This window comes from Mesorhizobium sp. P160187 (genome assembly GCF_057766425.1).
Genome location: NZ_JBYMDX010000001.1, coordinates 36,064 through 51,715, shown reverse-complemented (window position 1 = coordinate 51,715; position 15,652 = coordinate 36,064). Strand labels below are relative to the sequence as shown.

Below are 15,652 nucleotides of genomic sequence, written 5' to 3'. Positions count from 1 at the left end.
GCTATTCGGCCGCCGCCGACATATCGACCTGGTGAAATTCGCCGCGATAGGGTCTGGCTGTCGGCGGCAATCTCCGCTTGAGATAAAAATCCTCATATTTCAGCTGTCGAAGCAGCACCGGCCAGACCTCGCGATAGGCATGCCACATCGACGGGTTCGGCACCGGCAGGTCGTGCTTGATCAGCTCGTGCAGCCCCGGCAGCGCATGATAGGGTACCATCGGGAACATATGGTGTTCGACGTGATAGTTCATGTTCCAGTAGATGAAGCGGCTGACCGGGTTCATGTAGACGGTGCGCGTGTTCAGCCGGTGGTCGACGACATTGTCGGCCAGGCCGATATGCTGCAGCAACCCTGTCAGGACCATGTGCCAGCTGCCATAGAGGCGCGGCAGGCCGATCACCACCAGCGGCAGCAGCGACCAGGTGAACAACGCCAGCCCGACTGTCGCCGCATAGATGGCCACATGCCAGCGCGCAGCGATCACCGCCTTGTGCTGCTCCATCTCGGGGATATAGCTCTTCTCTTCATCGGACAGCTTGCCGAACGCCTGGCGCACCAGCGCCGGCAGCGAATAGCGGAAATCGAGAATACCGGTGAAGGCGAGCGCCGCCCGCAGCAGATCTGGGGGGCGCATGACGGCGATTTCGGCATCGCGGCCGACGATGATAGTATCGGTGTGATGGCGGGCATGGCTCCAGCGCCATTGCACGGGGTTGCGCATCAGCATGAAGCTTGAGATCTGGTAGACGACATCGTTCATCCAGCGCGTCCGGAACGCGGTGCCGTGGCCGCATTCGTGCCAGCGCGAGTCGCTCGACGAGCCGTAAAGCACGCCATAGACGAACAGGAACGGCACCACCCACCAAGTGCCCCAGAACCATACGATGCCGGCGGCCGACAGCAGGATCGCCGCGACCCAGATGATCGTGTCGCGGATCGCCGGCCCGTCGGAGCGTTGCATCAACTCCTTGATCGCCTTGCGCGGGACATCGGTGTGATACCATTCGGCCGAAGCCAATCCGGTCTCGATGGCGCGCTTGGTGCTTTCACCGACCAGGCTGTAGTCACGCTTCCTGCTTGCCGTCATCGTCATCTCCGCTTTCCCGCCTGCGCTCCGCAAGGGCCGCTTGGGGTCGGCCGGGCCGCGCCTGCTTCCGTATTCCGGCGCACTTCCCGCCCGCCGCGGCAACCGATCGTGTGTTTCAAGCCGGTCACGCCTGCAGTCTCGCAAAAGCGCCCGACGGCGCAGGGTAATCCTGTTGCGGCTGCCGGGCGATCGACCCTATCCTCGCTTCCGCTTCGGCGATCTGGCCGGCACCGTCGAGCACCCGGAACACGGCGTCATAGGAGCGGCTTTCGCCATGGTCCAGCCAGATCATCTCGCCCCGTTCGCGCGCGGCGAGATTGCCCAGAACATGATGCGTCGAGGGTTCGATCCCCAACGCATATAGGCCGGCCTGGAAGTTCTGCCACTGATAGGTGCAGGGCAGCTGATCCTTGCGGGTAACGACCTCGAAGCCGAGCCCCAGTTGGTCATTGACGACGGCCACCGGCACCTCGCCCGCCGCATCGGCGCCAAGCTCGTGCTCCCAGACCTGCTCGCTGAATCCCAGCTGCGGCGCCGGCACGGTTCGGTAGCCGACCTTCTGCGCCTCGTAACGATCGCCGGCGTGCGCCGCCCAGACGACATCCCGGATCGGCGCCAGGTAGCGCGAACCCTCGTCGAGCAAGGGATGGCTGACATTGACGTGATAGAAATACATGTGCGGCGTGCGGCTGAAACCATGATTGACGACGCGGTCCGACAGCCGGATCTCGCTGCCGCCGACATCGGCCTCGATGCGGCGCAGCAAATGGAGATCCTCGCCGAACACGGTTGCCTGCTGGACAATGCCTTCCGCCCACAGCACGCAGCGGTCGCCGTCCCAGGCCTCGCCGTAGCCGGTCAGCCGCGCCGGCACGGTGCCGATGCGGCCATGCAGCGAGTGCAATACCCGCTTGCGCCCAGGATAATTGTAGCTTTCGGCCGGCACGTCTTGCCGGCCCAGTATATGATCGAGGCCGCAGGTGACGAGCAGCCCCGAGAACGACCGGCCAAAGGCGAAACCGTCCTCCCCTTCATGCTCGTGCAGTCCGGGGTGGCGAAAGCCGCTCGGCGAATGCCAGCCGATCGCCTGGCCCCGGAAGTCGCAATCGGCGATATCAAGCGCCCGGTCGACCAGCGCCGTGAAGCGCAGGCCGGAGCCGGTGCGGAACTCGAGCATCCGGATGCCGCGCTCCACGCCGTCGCCGAGCGTCATCAGCCGCACACCGGCAAACTGCGACAGCATGCCGGACCGCTCAGCCACCTGCCTTCGCGACAGCGTCTTGCCGTAAAGCTCTACCATGCGACGTCCTTCACTTTGCCCTCGCCTCCTTGAGCAAGGCCGACATGTCGGCGCCGGTGATGATGCTTTCCACCGTCAACAGGTCGGTGTCGGCGACCGTCTGTTCCGCGACGATTTCGCCGCGGCGCATGACGATGATGCGGTCGGCGACCTGGAACACGTGGTGGATGTTGTGGGTGATGAGCAGCACCGAGTGGCCGGCGTCGCGCACCTCCTTGACGAAGCGCAGCACGCCGTGGGTTTCCTCGACGCCAAGATTGTTGGTCGGCTCGTCGAGTATGATCACCTTGGCGGCGAACTGCATGGCGCGCGAGATCGCGATCGATTGCCGCTCACCGCCCGAGAGCGTGCTCACCAGCGCATCTGCATCGAGCTTTTTCGAAATGCCGACCCGCTTCAGCAGCGCCGAGGCGGCGTTGCGAAGCTTGGCGAGATCGAGCGGCGCGAACACGCCGAGCCAACCGAAATTGACCGGCTCGCGGCCCAGGAAAAGATTGCGCGCGATGCTGAGGTCCGGCGCGAGCGATGTGTCCTGATGGATGGTCTCGATGCCGAGGTCCATCGCGTCGCGCGTCGAGCGGATCGATGCCTTCTCGCCGCGCACGAAGATGTCGCCGTGGTCGGCCGTGAAGACGCCGGAGATCGCTTTGATCAGCGTCGATTTCCCGGCGCCATTGTCGCCGAGCAGGGCAACCACCTCGCCTTCGTTGAGGGTGAACGAGGCGTTCTTCAGCGCACGCACGTTGCCGAAGGACTTTTGCAGGTCTTGCAGACGCAGCACTTCCATCGTCAGCTCCTTGCGGCGTTCTTCTGCAGCAAAGCGTGCAGGATGAGCATGGCGAGGATGATGACGCCGACGAAGATGTTGTATGCCAAGCCCGGCACGCCGATCAGCACGATGCCGTTGCGGATGGCGCGCAGCATCAGCGCGCCGACGATGGTGCCGAGGATGGTGCCGCGCCCGCCAGTGAGCGCCGTGCCGCCGACCACCACCATGGCGATCACTTCGAGTTCGTAGCCGGTGCCGGCCACCGGCGAGGCGGCCGAGATCCGGAACGCGCTGATCATGCCGGCCAGCCCGGCCACCACCGAGGTCAGGATGAACAGCCAGATCTTGACCGCGTCGGCCGGCACGCCGCGCGCCACCGCTGCGTTGCGGTTGCTGCCGATGGCGCTGATCCAGTTGCCGAGCTTCGCGTAGCGCAGGATGTAAATCGCCAGCAGCGACAGGCCGATGAACCACCAGAGCGAGGTGTAGAACCGGAACGAGCCTACATTGAAGCTGCCGGCAAGCAGCGTGACGAAGAAGCCGGGCTGGTCCCACGACTTCAGGGGGAATCCCTGCGTGATGTAGAGCGCCGCGCCGCGCACGACGAGCAGCATCGACAGCGTGACCAGGAACGAGGAAATGCCGATCTTGGTGACGATCAGCCCGTTGATGGCGCCGATCGCGATGCACAGCACAAGCCCGGCCAGGAGGGCGACGCCGATGTCGATACCGCCATTCTGCACCAGCAGCATCACCACGACGGGCGCAAGGCCGAACACGGCGCCGACCGACAGATCGAACTCGCCCGCCGTCAGCAGCAGCGTCATGCCGAGAGCGATGATGCCGAGCTCGGGCAGGAACGCCATCATGTTGGATATGTTGAGCGGCGACAGGAAGTTGCCGTCGGCGATGGCGAACACCACGAGCAGCACGATGAGGATGATGAGCGAGGAGAATTGCGGCGAACGCAGCAGCGCAGACCTGCCCTTCGCTCGCTGCGTGTCGTCGTCTGCTGTGATTGCCATATCTGTCAGGACCATGCGTTTCGTCCGGCGCCCGCCGTTTCGGGGCGGGCGCCAATTGTCGTCACTTGTTGTAGAGTTTCAGGATCGGCTCGACGCTCGAGGCGTCGTAGAGGCTGAATGTGTGAATGTCGTAGCCGACCGGCTCGCCAGAGGCCGCAAGCCCGAGCAGCGCCACCGGCATGAAGCCCTGCGCCGACGGGTACTGCCAGGCCGCAGCATTGACGAAGCCGGACTTGACCGCCTCGGCCGTCTCCTTTGAGTTGCCCCAGCCGACGACCGGGACCTTGCCGGCCGACACACCGGCCCCGTCGAAGACGCGTTTGATGCTTGCTGCCACGGAATTGCCCAGTGCAATGATTGCCGGCGGATTGTTGGCGACCATGTAGTCGGTCATCTTGGCGATGATGCCGGCCGGGTCGGTGCCGCAATCGACCACGTCGTACTTGATGCCGAGCGGATCGAAGACGCTGGCGATGCCCTCGGTCTCGAGCTGCTGGTAGCTGGCGCCCGGCACTTCGACCGGCAGGAACACCTTGTCACCCTGCTTCACCATCTTGTGGTCGACGAGATACTTGGCCCAGATGACGCCCGCTTCCCTGAGGTCGGCCCCGACATAGGCCTGCCGCCCGGTCGCCGGATCATCGGTGTTGAAGAACACGATCGGTATGCCGGCGGCCTTGGCGGCCTTCACCTCCTCCGTCCACAGGCCGGGCTGAGCCGAGGTGGTAGCGATGCCGTCCGGCTTGGCGGCGAGCGCCGAGTTGAAAGCCTCCTTCTGCGCCGCCATGTCGCCGCCGCTGAACGAGATCTTGCAGGTCACCTTGAGCTGGTCGCAGGCCTTGGTCGCGCCGGCATTCCAGTCGATCCAGAACGCGTCCGAAGGGCCACCATGCGACAGCAGATAGAAGGTCTTCTGGCCGTCCTGCGCGAATGCCGGCAGGCTCAAGGAGACCCCGGCTACCAGCGTTGCCGCGGCAGCCACTTTCAATGCGAATTTCAACATTCATTCCTCCCTTGGTTGGAGTTGCGCCGCCATGCGCCGGCGGCGCAACCGGCGCTCACAGCCCGTTGGCGCGGAACTTCCCGTCGAGGAATTTCTTCGCGCGCGGCACGTCGTCTTCCGAGAGATGCTCGATGATGACCGGGATGTTTGGGTGCTTTTCCGCCAGCCGCTGGAGATAGAGATCGTAATTCAGCGAGCCCAGCCCGGGCGCCGGCAGCTCGATCTCGCCGACGCCGCGGAACGTGTGGCTCTCCATCGCATCCTCGTCGCCGATGTCGGCATGCTTTTCCGACTTGTCGCTGCCCGAACGCTTGACGTCCTTGGCATGCGCGATCTTGATCTTGTCGGTCAGCGTATCGAACACCTGATTCAGGATCTGGTCCATCCGGTCGATGTTGTGGGTTTCGAAATAGTTGGTCGGATCCATCAGCAGGCCGAGGCCCGGATGGTCGACCTGGGCGAACATCTTCACCGTCTCCTCGACCGAACCGACGACATTGTTGACATAGGTTTCGAGCAGGAACACCGCCCCATGGTCGTAAGCCGTCTGGGCAAGCTCCGAGATCACCTTGCGGCATTCCTCGAATCCTTCCTCGGTCTTGTTCTTGGGGTGATGCACCCAGTCGGATTCGGTGTTGTAGGTGCCGGTCTCCGAGATCACGTAGGGCGAGCCGAAGGCGCGCGCATTGCGGATGATTTCCTTGAGATAGCCGACGCGCTTGTCGCGCTCGACTTTATCGGGGTGGATAATGTTGGTGTAGCCCGACACGCAGCAGATCGGCAGGTTGTTGTCGCGGAAGACGTCGCGCACCTGCTTGGCCTTTTCCTCAGTGATCTGCCCGGCCGACAGATCGATATCCCTGAAATGCAGGTCGAGCTGCACCGTGTTGAAACCGAGCCCGCGGATCTTCTTTGCCGTCTCTTCGAGCCCGTACGGGAAATAGCCCGTGAAAATACCTGCCTGCATCATGATGTGAACTCCTCCCTGTAAGCGATTCAGTTGGCTGATTTTATCGAGATTTCGGAAAGCTTGACGGTGCGGCCCTCGTCGATCGAGCGATAGCCGGCTTCGACCAGCGCCATCGTCTTGACGTTGTCGGCCACCGATAATGCCGGCGGCGCGCCTGTCTTCACCGCATGCTGCAATTGCTCCATCACGCCGATGAAGGCATGCGGGAACCACATCGTGTCCCAGCTCGGGCTGACCCATTCGCCGCCGGTCGTCTCGGTCGAGGCATAGGTCAGCGTCGAGGCCACGCCTTTCGGCCAGCCGATCGTGCCTTTGGCGACACCCTTGGTGCCGTCGACGCGCCAGTTGATGTGCTGGTCGTCCAGATAGCCCTCCTGGCGCGGTCCGGACCAGACATCCTCCAGCGACACGGCGAGCACGCCGGAGGGAAAGCGCAGCGTCGAGACGGTGATGCCGTCTGAATGCTCGAATGTCGTGCGCGGGTCCTTGCGTGTCAGGGTGGTGATTTCCGAGGGATCGCCGAACAGGAAGCGCAGCACGTCGAGATGATGCACGCTCATATTGGCCAGCGTCAGCCGGTCGTAGTCCTGAAGGAAAGTCTGCCAGTGCGGGATCGCATGCATGTCGATCTGCGCAAAGACGATGTCGCCCAGTGCGCCGCTGTCGATGATCTGCTTCAGGACGAGCATCGACTGGTCGTAGCGCATGTTCTGGTTGACCGAGAGGATCTTGCCGGACTTTGCGGCTTCGTCGCGCAGTTTCACGGCTTCATCGACCGACAGCGCCAGCGGCTTCTGCGCCAGGATCGCCTTGATGTGAGGCTGCTTCAGCGCATGGCGGATCAATGCCGGCTGCTGGTCGGGTGGAAAGGCAAGGTCGACGATCTCGACCTCAGAATCCTCGATCAGCTGTTCCGGTGTGTCGTGGACGGTCGGAATGCTCCAGCGTGCAGCTACCTTCTCGGCACTGGCCTTGGTGCGCGAAGCGATGGCGACGACTGGGAAACCGGCCTGCGCATAGGCGGCAAGATGGCATTCGGCCATGATCATGCCGGCGCCGATGCAGCCGATACGGTATTCTTTCGTGCGGACCTTCACGTCCGGCTCGAAGCCTTCGCTCGCCATGTCTTCCTCCCGCAATTCTGTTTTCGCAGCCGCGATCATCTCGCCAACGCGCCTCCGTCCTGCCCGAAATAATGCACCCGGGCCGGCTCGCAGGATATCGCTACCACCGCATCCGGCCTGATGTCGGGCTGGCCGCGCAGCAGCGCCTTCAGCCGCGCCTCTCCGGCGGCGAGCGTTACCACCGTGTAGCCGCCAAGGGGCTCGACCTCGAATACGCGCGCCGGGCGGCCAGCGCCCCCTTCGACCCAGGGCCCGACCTTGATGTCCTCCGGCCTGAGCCCGATTTCGATCGCGTCGGCCGGAGCAGCGCGATCGTCGATGCTGACCGTGCCTTCGGCGGCCTCGAGGCCATCTTCGCCGCGAACGGATTTGAGGATGTTCATCATCGGCGAACCAAGCAGTCGCGCCACATAGGTGTTCGCCGGGCGGTCGTAGATCTCGGACGGGGCGCCGATCTGTCGGATCCTGCCATTCTCCAGAATCGCGATGCGGTCGGCGATCGACATCGCCTCTTCCTGGTCATGGGTGACGTAGATCAGCGTCTTGCCGAGTTCGCGCTGGATGCGCTTGAGCTCGACGCGCGTTTCCTCGCGCAGCCGCGCATCGAGCGCAGAGATCGGGTCGTCCATCAGATAGGCGTTCGGGTCGCGCACCAGGGCGCGGGCTATCGCCACGCGTTGCCGCTCGCCACCGGAAAGCTGCGCCGGCGGCTTGTGCAGAATATGGCCGATGTGGAGCTTGGCGGCCACATCGGCGACACGCGTTTCGATCTGGGCCTCGGCGACCTTGCGCTCGACCAGCGGGAAACGCACATTTTCGCGCGCGCTCATATGCGGGAACAGCGCCAGGTTCTGGAACACCATGGCGACATTGCGCTCGGCCGGCGAGACGGTGTTGACCGGTTTGCCGCCGATCAGGATCTCTCCGGCGTCAGGCGTCTCCAGCCCGAGCACCAGGCGCAGGATTGTCGATTTGCCCGCCAGCGGCGGCCCGAAGAAGCAGAAGAATTCGTTGTCATTGACGGTGAACGAGGCGTCGTCGACGGCGAGCGTCGTGCCGTAACGCTTGCTGACATTGCGAAAGACGATATCGGCCATGTCAACCTGCCTTCATCGCAATGCCGCTGCGGGCATCGAAGACACGCACGGACGATGCCACGGGGGCGACGACGGCAAGCTCGCCGATCGACAGTCCGACAGCATTGTCGAACACCGCCTTCACGGCGGTCTCGCCATCGCCGAGATGGACGATGGTCCTCGCGCCGATCCGCTCGACGAAGCTCACCGGCATGGCGAGGCCCTGCCCGCTCTGCACCAGCGACACCTGTTCGGGCCGGAAGCCGTAAAGCACCTCAGAGCGCGATCCGCGCAAGGTGGCGGCCAGCGCATCCGGCAGCGTCGGCGTGACCCCCAGTGGCCCGAGATCGACCACCAGGCCCCGGTCGCTCTCCGCCGGCCTTCCCTTCAGCAGGTTCATGCCCGGAGCGCCGATGAAGCGGGCGACGAAGACATTGGCTGGATTGTTGTAGACTTCCAGGGGCGTTCCCACCTGCTGCAGCACGCCGTGATCCATGACGGCAATGCGGTCGGCCATGGTCATGGCCTCGAGCTGGTCATGGGTGACGTAGACCATCGTCTGCCTGAACTGGCGCTGCAGCTGCTTGAGCTCGGTCCGCATTACCGCCCGGAAGGCGGCGTCTACATTGGACAGCGGCTCGTCGAGCAGGAAGATCGCCGGCTCCATGATCGCCGAGCGTCCGATTGCCACCCGCTGCAGGATGTTGACCGAGAGCCGGTCGGCCTTGCGGTCGAGCAGCGGCGTCAACTGCAGCAGCTCGGCGACGGCGCCGACGCGGCGGTCGATCTCGGCTGTCGCCGCACCGCGCATCCGCGGCCCGTAGGCAAGGTTCTGGCGCACCGTCATGTGGGTGAAGATGGCGTAGTTCTGGAAAACGAAGCCGACGCCGCGGCGGCCCATGGGCACGCCGGCCATGTCGCGCTCGCCAAACAGGATCTTGCCGCTGGTCGGCTCTTCCATGCCGGCGATCATGTTCATCGTCGTCGACTTGCCGCAGCCCGAAGGCCCGAGCAGCGCCATGAACTCGCCATCGGCGATGTCGAGGTCCATGGTCTTCAGCGCCGTGAACTCGCCAAAGGTCTTGACCAGGTTGCGCAGCTGGATCGCGCTCATGCCGGCACCAGCCTTGCGCGCGCCATGCGCTTCATGGCGAATACGGCAACGATCGAAAGCACGACCAGGATGGCCAGCGCGATCGCCGCCACATAGCCCCAGATCAGGTCCTGCGTCGTGACCTTGTAGATGTAGACGGAGATCGTCTCCGTGGCGACGCCGGGGCCGCCGCCGGTCATGATGTAGAGCGTTTCGAAGATCTTGAAGTTCTCGATGACGCGGATCGCCAGCGCGATGATGACGATCGTCTTCATCTTCGGCAGCACGATGGTGACGAAGCGCTGCCACGGGTTGGCGCCGAGCAGGGTCGCCGCCTTGATCTGGTCCTGCGGCACGCCGACCAGGCCGGCAAGCAGGATCACGAACATCAGCGGCGTCCACTGCCAGATATCGGCGATGATCACCGCGATCAGCGCCAGTGTGGGGTCAGACAGCCAGGCGATGGTGACGCGGGAACCGCTGAGTGCCGACAGGATGTCGTTCAGCGGCCCGCCCGACTGGAACAGCATGAAGAACATGTAGCCGGCCACCGCCGGAACCACCATCATCGGCATCAGCAGGATCGAATAGAAGACCCGCTTGCCCGGAAAATCGTCCGCGAACAGCGTCGCCAATGCCAGGCCAAGCAGGAATTCGACGGGCACGCACACGACCATGACGATGGCCGTGCGCCTCAGCGCGCTCCAGAAGCGCGCATCGGCGGCAAGGTCGGTGTAGTTGGCGAAGCTGTTCCACATCTCCCATGCGTTCCACCAGCCGAGGCCGGAGAGCGGCGACCAGTCGGTGACGCTGATGTAGAGCTGCATCAGCAGCGGGAAGACGGAGATGAAGAGCACCAAAACCTGCGCCGGCAGCGTCAGCCGGAATCCCAGCCGCGCTCCCTCGTCCCGCAGCGCGGGCTTGCCAAGCGCGGCCTTTGCGTCCTTTGAGACAGTCACGGTCACCGCGCTCATTGCTTGAGCGCGCCGAACGTCAGTCCGCGCACCAGATGGCGCTGGATGGCGATGCCCATGATGACCGGCGGCACCGCGGCGATAAGACCGAGCGCGGCCTTGGCGCCATAGAGCTGCCCGGTCATCGAGGAGGACAGCGAGGCCATGTAGACCGGGATCGTCACCCATTCACGCGTCGTCAGCAGCAGCGCGATCAGATAGTCCGACCAGTTGAGGATGAAGACGAAGAGGGCGGCGCTGGCCAGCGGTGCGCGCATCATCGGCAGCGTGATGCGCGTGAAGACGCGCAGCCGCGAACAACCTTCGACAAGCGCCGCTTCCTCGATCTCGCGCGGCATGTCGTCGAAGAAGGTCTTCATGAGCCAGAAAGCGAACGGCAGGGTGACGATGCCGTAGATCAGGGCCAGGCCAAACCAGCTGTCGGTGAAGTTCAGGAAGGCCCACATGATCATGACCGGGATCATCACCGCCATTGGCGGAAACAGCCTGAGCTGGATCAGCGCCAGCGGCAGGTTCTGGCCGGAGCCGAAACGCGACAGCCCGTAGGCCGCAGCCGTGCCCGCCGACATTGCGATCGCCGTGCCGAACACCGAAGACAGCAGCGACGACAGGATCGGCTTCAGCGCGGTGCGGTCGAGCGCCACGATCAGATTGTTGTTGGACTCGCCGAAGACGAACTGGAAATTGCCGAGCGTCGGGTTCTTCGGCCACCATGTCAGGTCGGCGCCGGTCGCCGACCATTCGGCGATCGGCTTGAAGGCCATCGACACCATCCACAGGATCGGTACCAGCGTCACCGCCATCGCCGCGAAGATCGCGGCGTAGCGGAATATCTCGAAGGGGACGGAACGCTTCATCTGGCTGCTTTGCTGGTGGCGTTGACTGCGGCGGGGAGGAACAGATGCTCCTCCCCTCCAGCGCTGATCCAGGGAGACGGATCAGCTGATCGGGTCGAGAACCGTCGGCCAGGCCTCCTTGTTCGTCCTGATGGCTTCGAGCAATTTGTCCTCGCCGATGCGGCGGGCGATCTTCTTCCACTCCGCTTCCGTGTCGGCCATCGCCTGTTCCGCTGTCTTGGCCTTGGTCAGCGACGCCATCAGATTTTCGTCCAATGCGTTGTGGAAGGCGGTGGCGCCGGGATAGTTGATCGTCGGCACCGTGCGGGCGACGGTCTCGCGCACCACGTCGATGTGGTAGGCGTGGTAGGTCTGGCGCACCAGCGGATCGGAGAAATCCGAGAGCCGGAACGGATCGAGATAGCCGCCCGGATTGGCGCTCATCCAGGCATAGATGCGGGCGGAGCCCAGCCACTGCAGCAGGAGGTAGGCGACCTCCTGGTTTTTCGACTGAGACGAGACCATGCCGGTCAGCGAGAACCACAGCACGGAACGGCTGATCAGCTTGCCGTCGACTTCGCGGCCGGGCGGCAGCATCGAGCCGATCTTGCCGGTGACGGCGGAATCCTTGTTGCCGGCATTGTCGAGGAATTTCGGCAGGTTCGAGAAGGCGCAGGTCATCGCCGCGCCGCCCTTGGCGAAATTTCCATACTGCTCCGGCCAGCCCCAGGAGATCGCGTCCGGCGAGTGATGAACGAGCGAGCCGACATATTCGTTGGTGGCGGCAATGCCGTGCTCGGAATTGATCAGCGGCTTGCCGTCGTCGCCGAACAGGAACTGGTTGGGCGATGCCATCGAGACATAGCGCTGATACCAGTTGGTGTAGCCCCAGCCCTGGTTGCGCAGGTCGGTGGAGCCGAACAGGCCCTTGTCGGGGCGCTGGAAGAAGCCCGCGATGTCACTGTGCTGCTTCCAGGTCTTCGGCGGCGCCAGATCGTAGCCGAATTTGTCCTTGAACGCCTTCTGCTCGGCGGCGTCGCCGAACAGGTCGCTGCGGTAGACCCAGGTCTGGAAGTCGCCGTCCAGCGACACGCCATAGTTGGACCCGCGATATTTGTTGAGCAGCGACACGCCCTTGGCGCCGTCGACATAGCCGGTCTTGGGATCGTCCCATTCGGGCTTGTACTGGGCGACGAAGTCGTCGAGCTTGGCGATGCCGCCGGTCTCGGCAAGGTCGCCGAGGCGGTTCCATTCCGTCGAGTAGATGTCATAGGCCCCACCCTTGGTGGAGATGTCCTGCATCGTCTTGGTGAATTCCTGGCCGTTCGGCAGGCCGACGATCTCGATCTGGATGCCGGTTTCCTTTTCCCACAGCTCCTTGATCGACGGCGCACCCGCTGGGAAAGGCTGTGTGAGTTGGCCAATCGAGCCATCCGACAGGCCAAGTACGATCTTGGCCGGTGCCTTGCCAGCTCCCTTCAAGGCCTTGGCCGCCTCAACGGCACGGCCTTCCGGCGTGTCGGCGCCATATTGATAGCGCTCGGCGCCCTCGAAACCGGTGGGGCCGCCGACCATGCCTGGCGCCAGCGCGTCGGCCGCAAGGGCACGGCCGGGACGGATGAATTGCGGGGCGATACCGGCCGCAGCCACGAACGCCGCCGCCTTTCCTCCGGACGCCAACAAGCCGCGTCGCGATATGCGGATCAGATCAGACATAGGAATTCCTCCCTCAGGGCCAATGTTTCCTCCACAAGCCCGTTGAGGGATATTGACGGCAGCACCGGAAGGCTGTCAACATCATAAATACTCAAAATACATCGTAACACCGCAACTGCGGAGAAAATACGTGATGCAAAGGTCGACACACGGGCTCAATGCCTCGATTTGATGGGAAATCTGCCTTTTCTGGCACGCGACTATCACGCCGGGCGACGCGATTTAGCCCAACCTCCTTGCGCATCGGCTAAGGCTCGATACATCATTTCCCATCAGAATCGCTGATGGCTGGCAGCTGTGGCCGTCGGACGGGCTAGCGGCATTGTGCGATCTGATGCATTGAGGAGATGAAGACGGTGCGTTCCACCTTGACTGACATAGCCCGGGAAGCCGGCGTTTCCGCCGCCACCGTCGACCGCGTGCTGAACAACAGGCCAGGTGTGCGGGCGCGCACGCGTGAGATCGTGCTCGAAATGGCGCAGCGCCTCGGCTACATCGCCGAGGGCCCGAACGGAGCGCCGCCCAGGCCCTCACCTGGAGAGGTCATCCGTCTGGACTTCGCTCTGCCGGCCGGCACCAATTCCTTCATCAAGATGCTGCATCGACACATCGAGGCGCAGGCCTTGGCGCGCCCCGATCTCGACGTCCACATCGCCACCATAGAGGGCTTCAACCCCGACCGGCTCGCCCGCCTGCTGCAAGAATTGCGTGGACAGACACAAGGCGTCGGCGTGATCGCGCTCGATCATCCGACGGTGCGCGAGGCGATCCGCTCGCTGTCGGCCAATGACGTCAAGGTGGTGACCATCGCCTCCGACATCCTGCATGTTCCGAGAGTGGCCTATATCGGCATCGACAACCGCGCCGCGGGGCGGCTGGCCGGCTATCTGCTCAACCGCTTCATGGGATCGGAACGCCCAAGCAAGGTGGCGCTGTTCGCCGGTTCGCTGTCCTATCGCGGCCATGAGGAACGCGAGATGGGATTCCGGCACATCTTGACCGAGGAGTCGCCCAATCTCAAGATCGTCGAGATGCGCGAAATGCTGGATGACCGAGAGAAGGCTTATTCGGAAGCATCAGCGCTTCTGGACCGGCACCCCGATCTTGCCGCGATCTACAATGTCGGCGCCGGCAACACCGGCATCGCTCGGGCGCTCAAGGAGCGTGGACGCGCGAAAGACATTCTCTTTCTCGGCCACGAGGTGACAGACGGCACCAAGGAACTTTTGTTGGATGGGACGCTCGATGCGGTCATAGATCAAAATCCGCGCGTCGAGGCGCGGGAAGCGCTCAACATTTTAAGCCACTCTGTCAGGCACCTGAACTATGAACCGCATCAACCACGACTTCAGGTGATCTTCAAAGAGAATATACCTGAAATCTGATCAATGGATCCGTGATCTTATCGCAAAGCACAGCGTTGGCGTCGCCACCGGTCCCAAATACGAACGAGAGCCCGAATGATCTCGTCAAAGCCGCCGATCTGGCACTATTCCGCGCGAAGTCGGAGGGACGAGATCGGGTCGTGGTTGATGGTGCATGAGAAGGCCGTCGCCCGTTGCAACTCGTTCAGCCTTTCCGAACCTAAAAAGACCAAGTCCACTCATAGCACCGAGGTCGCGAACGATTGGGGCGAAGAGGTTCTGGATGTCGCCGGCATACGCCCGTCCGTCCGCGACGATCACCTGAAGCATCGCCCCGATCAAAGGCGCTCGAGCAGATATGTTGCAGGCGACCTCGTGTGTTATACACGCACGCTGAGTTTTCGGGTCGGACACGAGATCGATGGATCAGGAGACGCTTCTTGCCGCAGTCCTCTTAGCTGATGTCGTGGGCAGCACGCCGCTCTATGAGCGGATCGGAGACGATGCCGCTCTACAGCAGGTCTCGGATTGCCTGGACACAATGCGCGAGATTGTCGCCAAGCACCGTGGTGATTTCATTTACTCGAAGGGCGATGACATACTCAGCCTCTTCGAGAGCCCGGAAATGGCGCTGAGGGCCGTCTGCCAAATTACCCATCAACTGACTAAAGGGCCGTTGAGCGCCCGTATCGGATTGCATTTCGGGGCGGTCATTCGCGCGCGGGGGGCGATATTCGGTGACGTTGTCAATGTCACAGCAAGGTTGTCCACCACGGCGAACCCCGGAGAGGTGCTGATCAGCCAGAGCTTCTGCGAAGCCCTTTCCCCGAGAAGCCGCAAGGGCCTGCGGCTCCTCGACAAAATGGCCTTGAAGGGGAAGCAAGAGTTCTTCGATGTCTATACCCTGTGGAGCGACGATGGGGCCCCCGGTACGCAGATCACCAGCCATGGCGCCACTACAGATAGACGCTCGGTCCTGCCGCGGCAGATTCATCTGGTCATCCGCTACAGAGATCAGCTGCGATCCTGTCGAAACGGCGAATCCGTGACAATCGGCAGATCGGCGGAATGCGACATCATCGTCGAGCGGCCCTGGGTATCGAGGTCCCACGCCGCCTTCACCATATTGAATGGCAGAGCTCGGCTTCTCGAACGAAGCTCTTCGGGCACGTTTGTGTCCATGGGACTGGGCCATGAAGTATTCGTACGCCGTGAAGATATTATCCTCTTCGGCTCCGGCGTCATCTCGCCTGGAGTGAAGTCGGCACTCGACGAAGCCCAGCTTCTTCACTACGAAATTGTCTCGGATTGA

The 15,652-nt window shown here is 63.0% G+C and carries 14 protein-coding genes; 2 read left to right on the top strand and 12 right to left on the bottom strand.

Translation table 11 applies throughout. The annotated features are described in order from the left end of the window. Position 1: 1 nt before the first annotated feature. The 12 genes from AC3CCE_RS00255 to AC3CCE_RS00200 form a co-directional block, all read right to left on the bottom strand. Positions 2–1,096 (bottom strand): fatty acid desaturase family protein, encoded by a 1,095-nt coding sequence (locus tag AC3CCE_RS00255; protein ID WP_352625237.1) that lies wholly within the window; start codon positions 1,094–1,096, stop codon positions 2–4. A gap of 118 nt (positions 1,097–1,214) precedes the next feature. Then, positions 1,215–2,390 (bottom strand): aldose 1-epimerase family protein, encoded by a 1,176-nt coding sequence (locus AC3CCE_RS00250; protein WP_352625239.1) that lies wholly within the window; start codon positions 2,388–2,390, stop codon positions 1,215–1,217. A gap of 10 nt (positions 2,391–2,400) precedes the next feature. Next, complete coding sequence (locus tag AC3CCE_RS00245; protein WP_352625416.1) at positions 2,401–3,183, bottom strand: ATP-binding cassette domain-containing protein; 783 nt, start codon at positions 3,181–3,183, stop codon at positions 2,401–2,403. Next, a complete protein-coding gene (locus tag AC3CCE_RS00240; protein ID WP_050586906.1) occupies positions 3,180–4,184 on the bottom strand; it encodes an ABC transporter permease in 1,005 nt (334 codons plus the stop codon). The genes AC3CCE_RS00245 and AC3CCE_RS00240 overlap by 4 nt, the downstream gene beginning before the upstream one ends. A gap of 61 nt (positions 4,185–4,245) precedes the next feature. Continuing rightward, the gene (locus AC3CCE_RS00235; RefSeq protein ID WP_488377064.1) at positions 4,246–5,187 is read right to left on the bottom strand and encodes a sugar ABC transporter substrate-binding protein; all 942 of its coding nucleotides are present in this window, start codon (positions 5,185–5,187) and stop codon (positions 4,246–4,248) included. Between the two features lie 55 nt (positions 5,188–5,242). Next, on the bottom strand, positions 5,243–6,157 hold the full coding sequence (locus AC3CCE_RS00230; RefSeq protein ID WP_023673174.1) for a sugar phosphate isomerase/epimerase family protein: 915 nt from the start codon (positions 6,155–6,157) through the stop codon (positions 5,243–5,245). A 26-nt stretch (positions 6,158–6,183) separates the two neighbouring features. Continuing rightward, on the bottom strand, positions 6,184–7,281 hold the full coding sequence (locus AC3CCE_RS00225; RefSeq protein ID WP_352625242.1) for a Gfo/Idh/MocA family protein: 1,098 nt from the start codon (positions 7,279–7,281) through the stop codon (positions 6,184–6,186). 35 nt (positions 7,282–7,316) lie between these two features. Beyond that, the gene (locus AC3CCE_RS00220; protein WP_023700491.1) at positions 7,317–8,378 is read right to left on the bottom strand and encodes an ABC transporter ATP-binding protein; all 1,062 of its coding nucleotides are present in this window, start codon (positions 8,376–8,378) and stop codon (positions 7,317–7,319) included. 1 nt (position 8,379) lies between these two features. Continuing rightward, the gene (locus AC3CCE_RS00215) at positions 8,380–9,471 is read right to left on the bottom strand and encodes an ABC transporter ATP-binding protein (RefSeq protein ID WP_023669476.1); all 1,092 of its coding nucleotides are present in this window, start codon (positions 9,469–9,471) and stop codon (positions 8,380–8,382) included. Continuing rightward, a complete protein-coding gene (locus AC3CCE_RS00210; protein WP_352625244.1) occupies positions 9,468–10,424 on the bottom strand; it encodes a carbohydrate ABC transporter permease in 957 nt (318 codons plus the stop codon). The genes AC3CCE_RS00215 and AC3CCE_RS00210 overlap by 4 nt, the downstream gene beginning before the upstream one ends. Beyond that, positions 10,421–11,281 carry a carbohydrate ABC transporter permease gene (locus AC3CCE_RS00205; RefSeq protein ID WP_023669474.1) on the bottom strand — a complete coding sequence of 287 codons (861 nt, stop codon included), beginning with the start codon at positions 11,279–11,281 and terminating at the stop codon, positions 10,421–10,423. The genes AC3CCE_RS00210 and AC3CCE_RS00205 overlap by 4 nt, the downstream gene beginning before the upstream one ends. 81 nt (positions 11,282–11,362) lie before the next feature. Next, positions 11,363–12,976 carry an extracellular solute-binding protein gene (locus AC3CCE_RS00200; RefSeq protein WP_352625246.1) on the bottom strand — a complete coding sequence of 538 codons (1,614 nt, stop codon included), beginning with the start codon at positions 12,974–12,976 and terminating at the stop codon, positions 11,363–11,365. A 356-nt stretch (positions 12,977–13,332) separates the two neighbouring features. Between AC3CCE_RS00200 and AC3CCE_RS00195 the strand changes: the two genes are divergently transcribed. Continuing rightward, positions 13,333–14,361 (top strand): LacI family DNA-binding transcriptional regulator, encoded by a 1,029-nt coding sequence (locus tag AC3CCE_RS00195; RefSeq protein ID WP_023669472.1) that lies wholly within the window; start codon positions 13,333–13,335, stop codon positions 14,359–14,361. Positions 14,362–14,761: 400 nt separating this feature from the next. Continuing rightward, complete coding sequence (locus AC3CCE_RS00190; protein WP_352625248.1) at positions 14,762–15,652, top strand: adenylate/guanylate cyclase domain-containing protein; 891 nt, start codon at positions 14,762–14,764, stop codon at positions 15,650–15,652.

Coding starts and splice junctions, on each gene's coding strand:
- AC3CCE_RS00235 (WP_488377064.1), bottom strand. CDS start 5,187: ATGTTGAAATTCGCATTGAAAGTGGCTGCCGCGGCAACGCTGGTAGCC.
- AC3CCE_RS00200 (WP_352625246.1), bottom strand. CDS start 12,976: ATGTCTGATCTGATCCGCATATCGCGACGCGGCTTGTTGGCGTCCGGA.
- AC3CCE_RS00255 (WP_352625237.1), bottom strand. CDS start 1,096: ATGACGATGACGGCAAGCAGGAAGCGTGACTACAGCCTGGTCGGTGAA.
- AC3CCE_RS00250 (WP_352625239.1), bottom strand. CDS start 2,390: ATGGTAGAGCTTTACGGCAAGACGCTGTCGCGAAGGCAGGTGGCTGAG.
- AC3CCE_RS00240 (WP_050586906.1), bottom strand. CDS start 4,184: ATGGCAATCACAGCAGACGACGACACGCAGCGAGCGAAGGGCAGGTCT.
- AC3CCE_RS00205 (WP_023669474.1), bottom strand. CDS start 11,281: ATGAAGCGTTCCGTCCCCTTCGAGATATTCCGCTACGCCGCGATCTTC.
- AC3CCE_RS00225 (WP_352625242.1), bottom strand. CDS start 7,281: ATGGCGAGCGAAGGCTTCGAGCCGGACGTGAAGGTCCGCACGAAAGAA.
- AC3CCE_RS00215 (WP_023669476.1), bottom strand. CDS start 9,471: ATGAGCGCGATCCAGCTGCGCAACCTGGTCAAGACCTTTGGCGAGTTC.
- AC3CCE_RS00230 (WP_023673174.1), bottom strand. CDS start 6,157: ATGATGCAGGCAGGTATTTTCACGGGCTATTTCCCGTACGGGCTCGAA.
- AC3CCE_RS00220 (WP_023700491.1), bottom strand. CDS start 8,378: ATGGCCGATATCGTCTTTCGCAATGTCAGCAAGCGTTACGGCACGACG.
- AC3CCE_RS00210 (WP_352625244.1), bottom strand. CDS start 10,424: ATGAGCGCGGTGACCGTGACTGTCTCAAAGGACGCAAAGGCCGCGCTT.
- AC3CCE_RS00190 (WP_352625248.1), top strand. CDS start 14,762: ATGGATCAGGAGACGCTTCTTGCCGCAGTCCTCTTAGCTGATGTCGTG.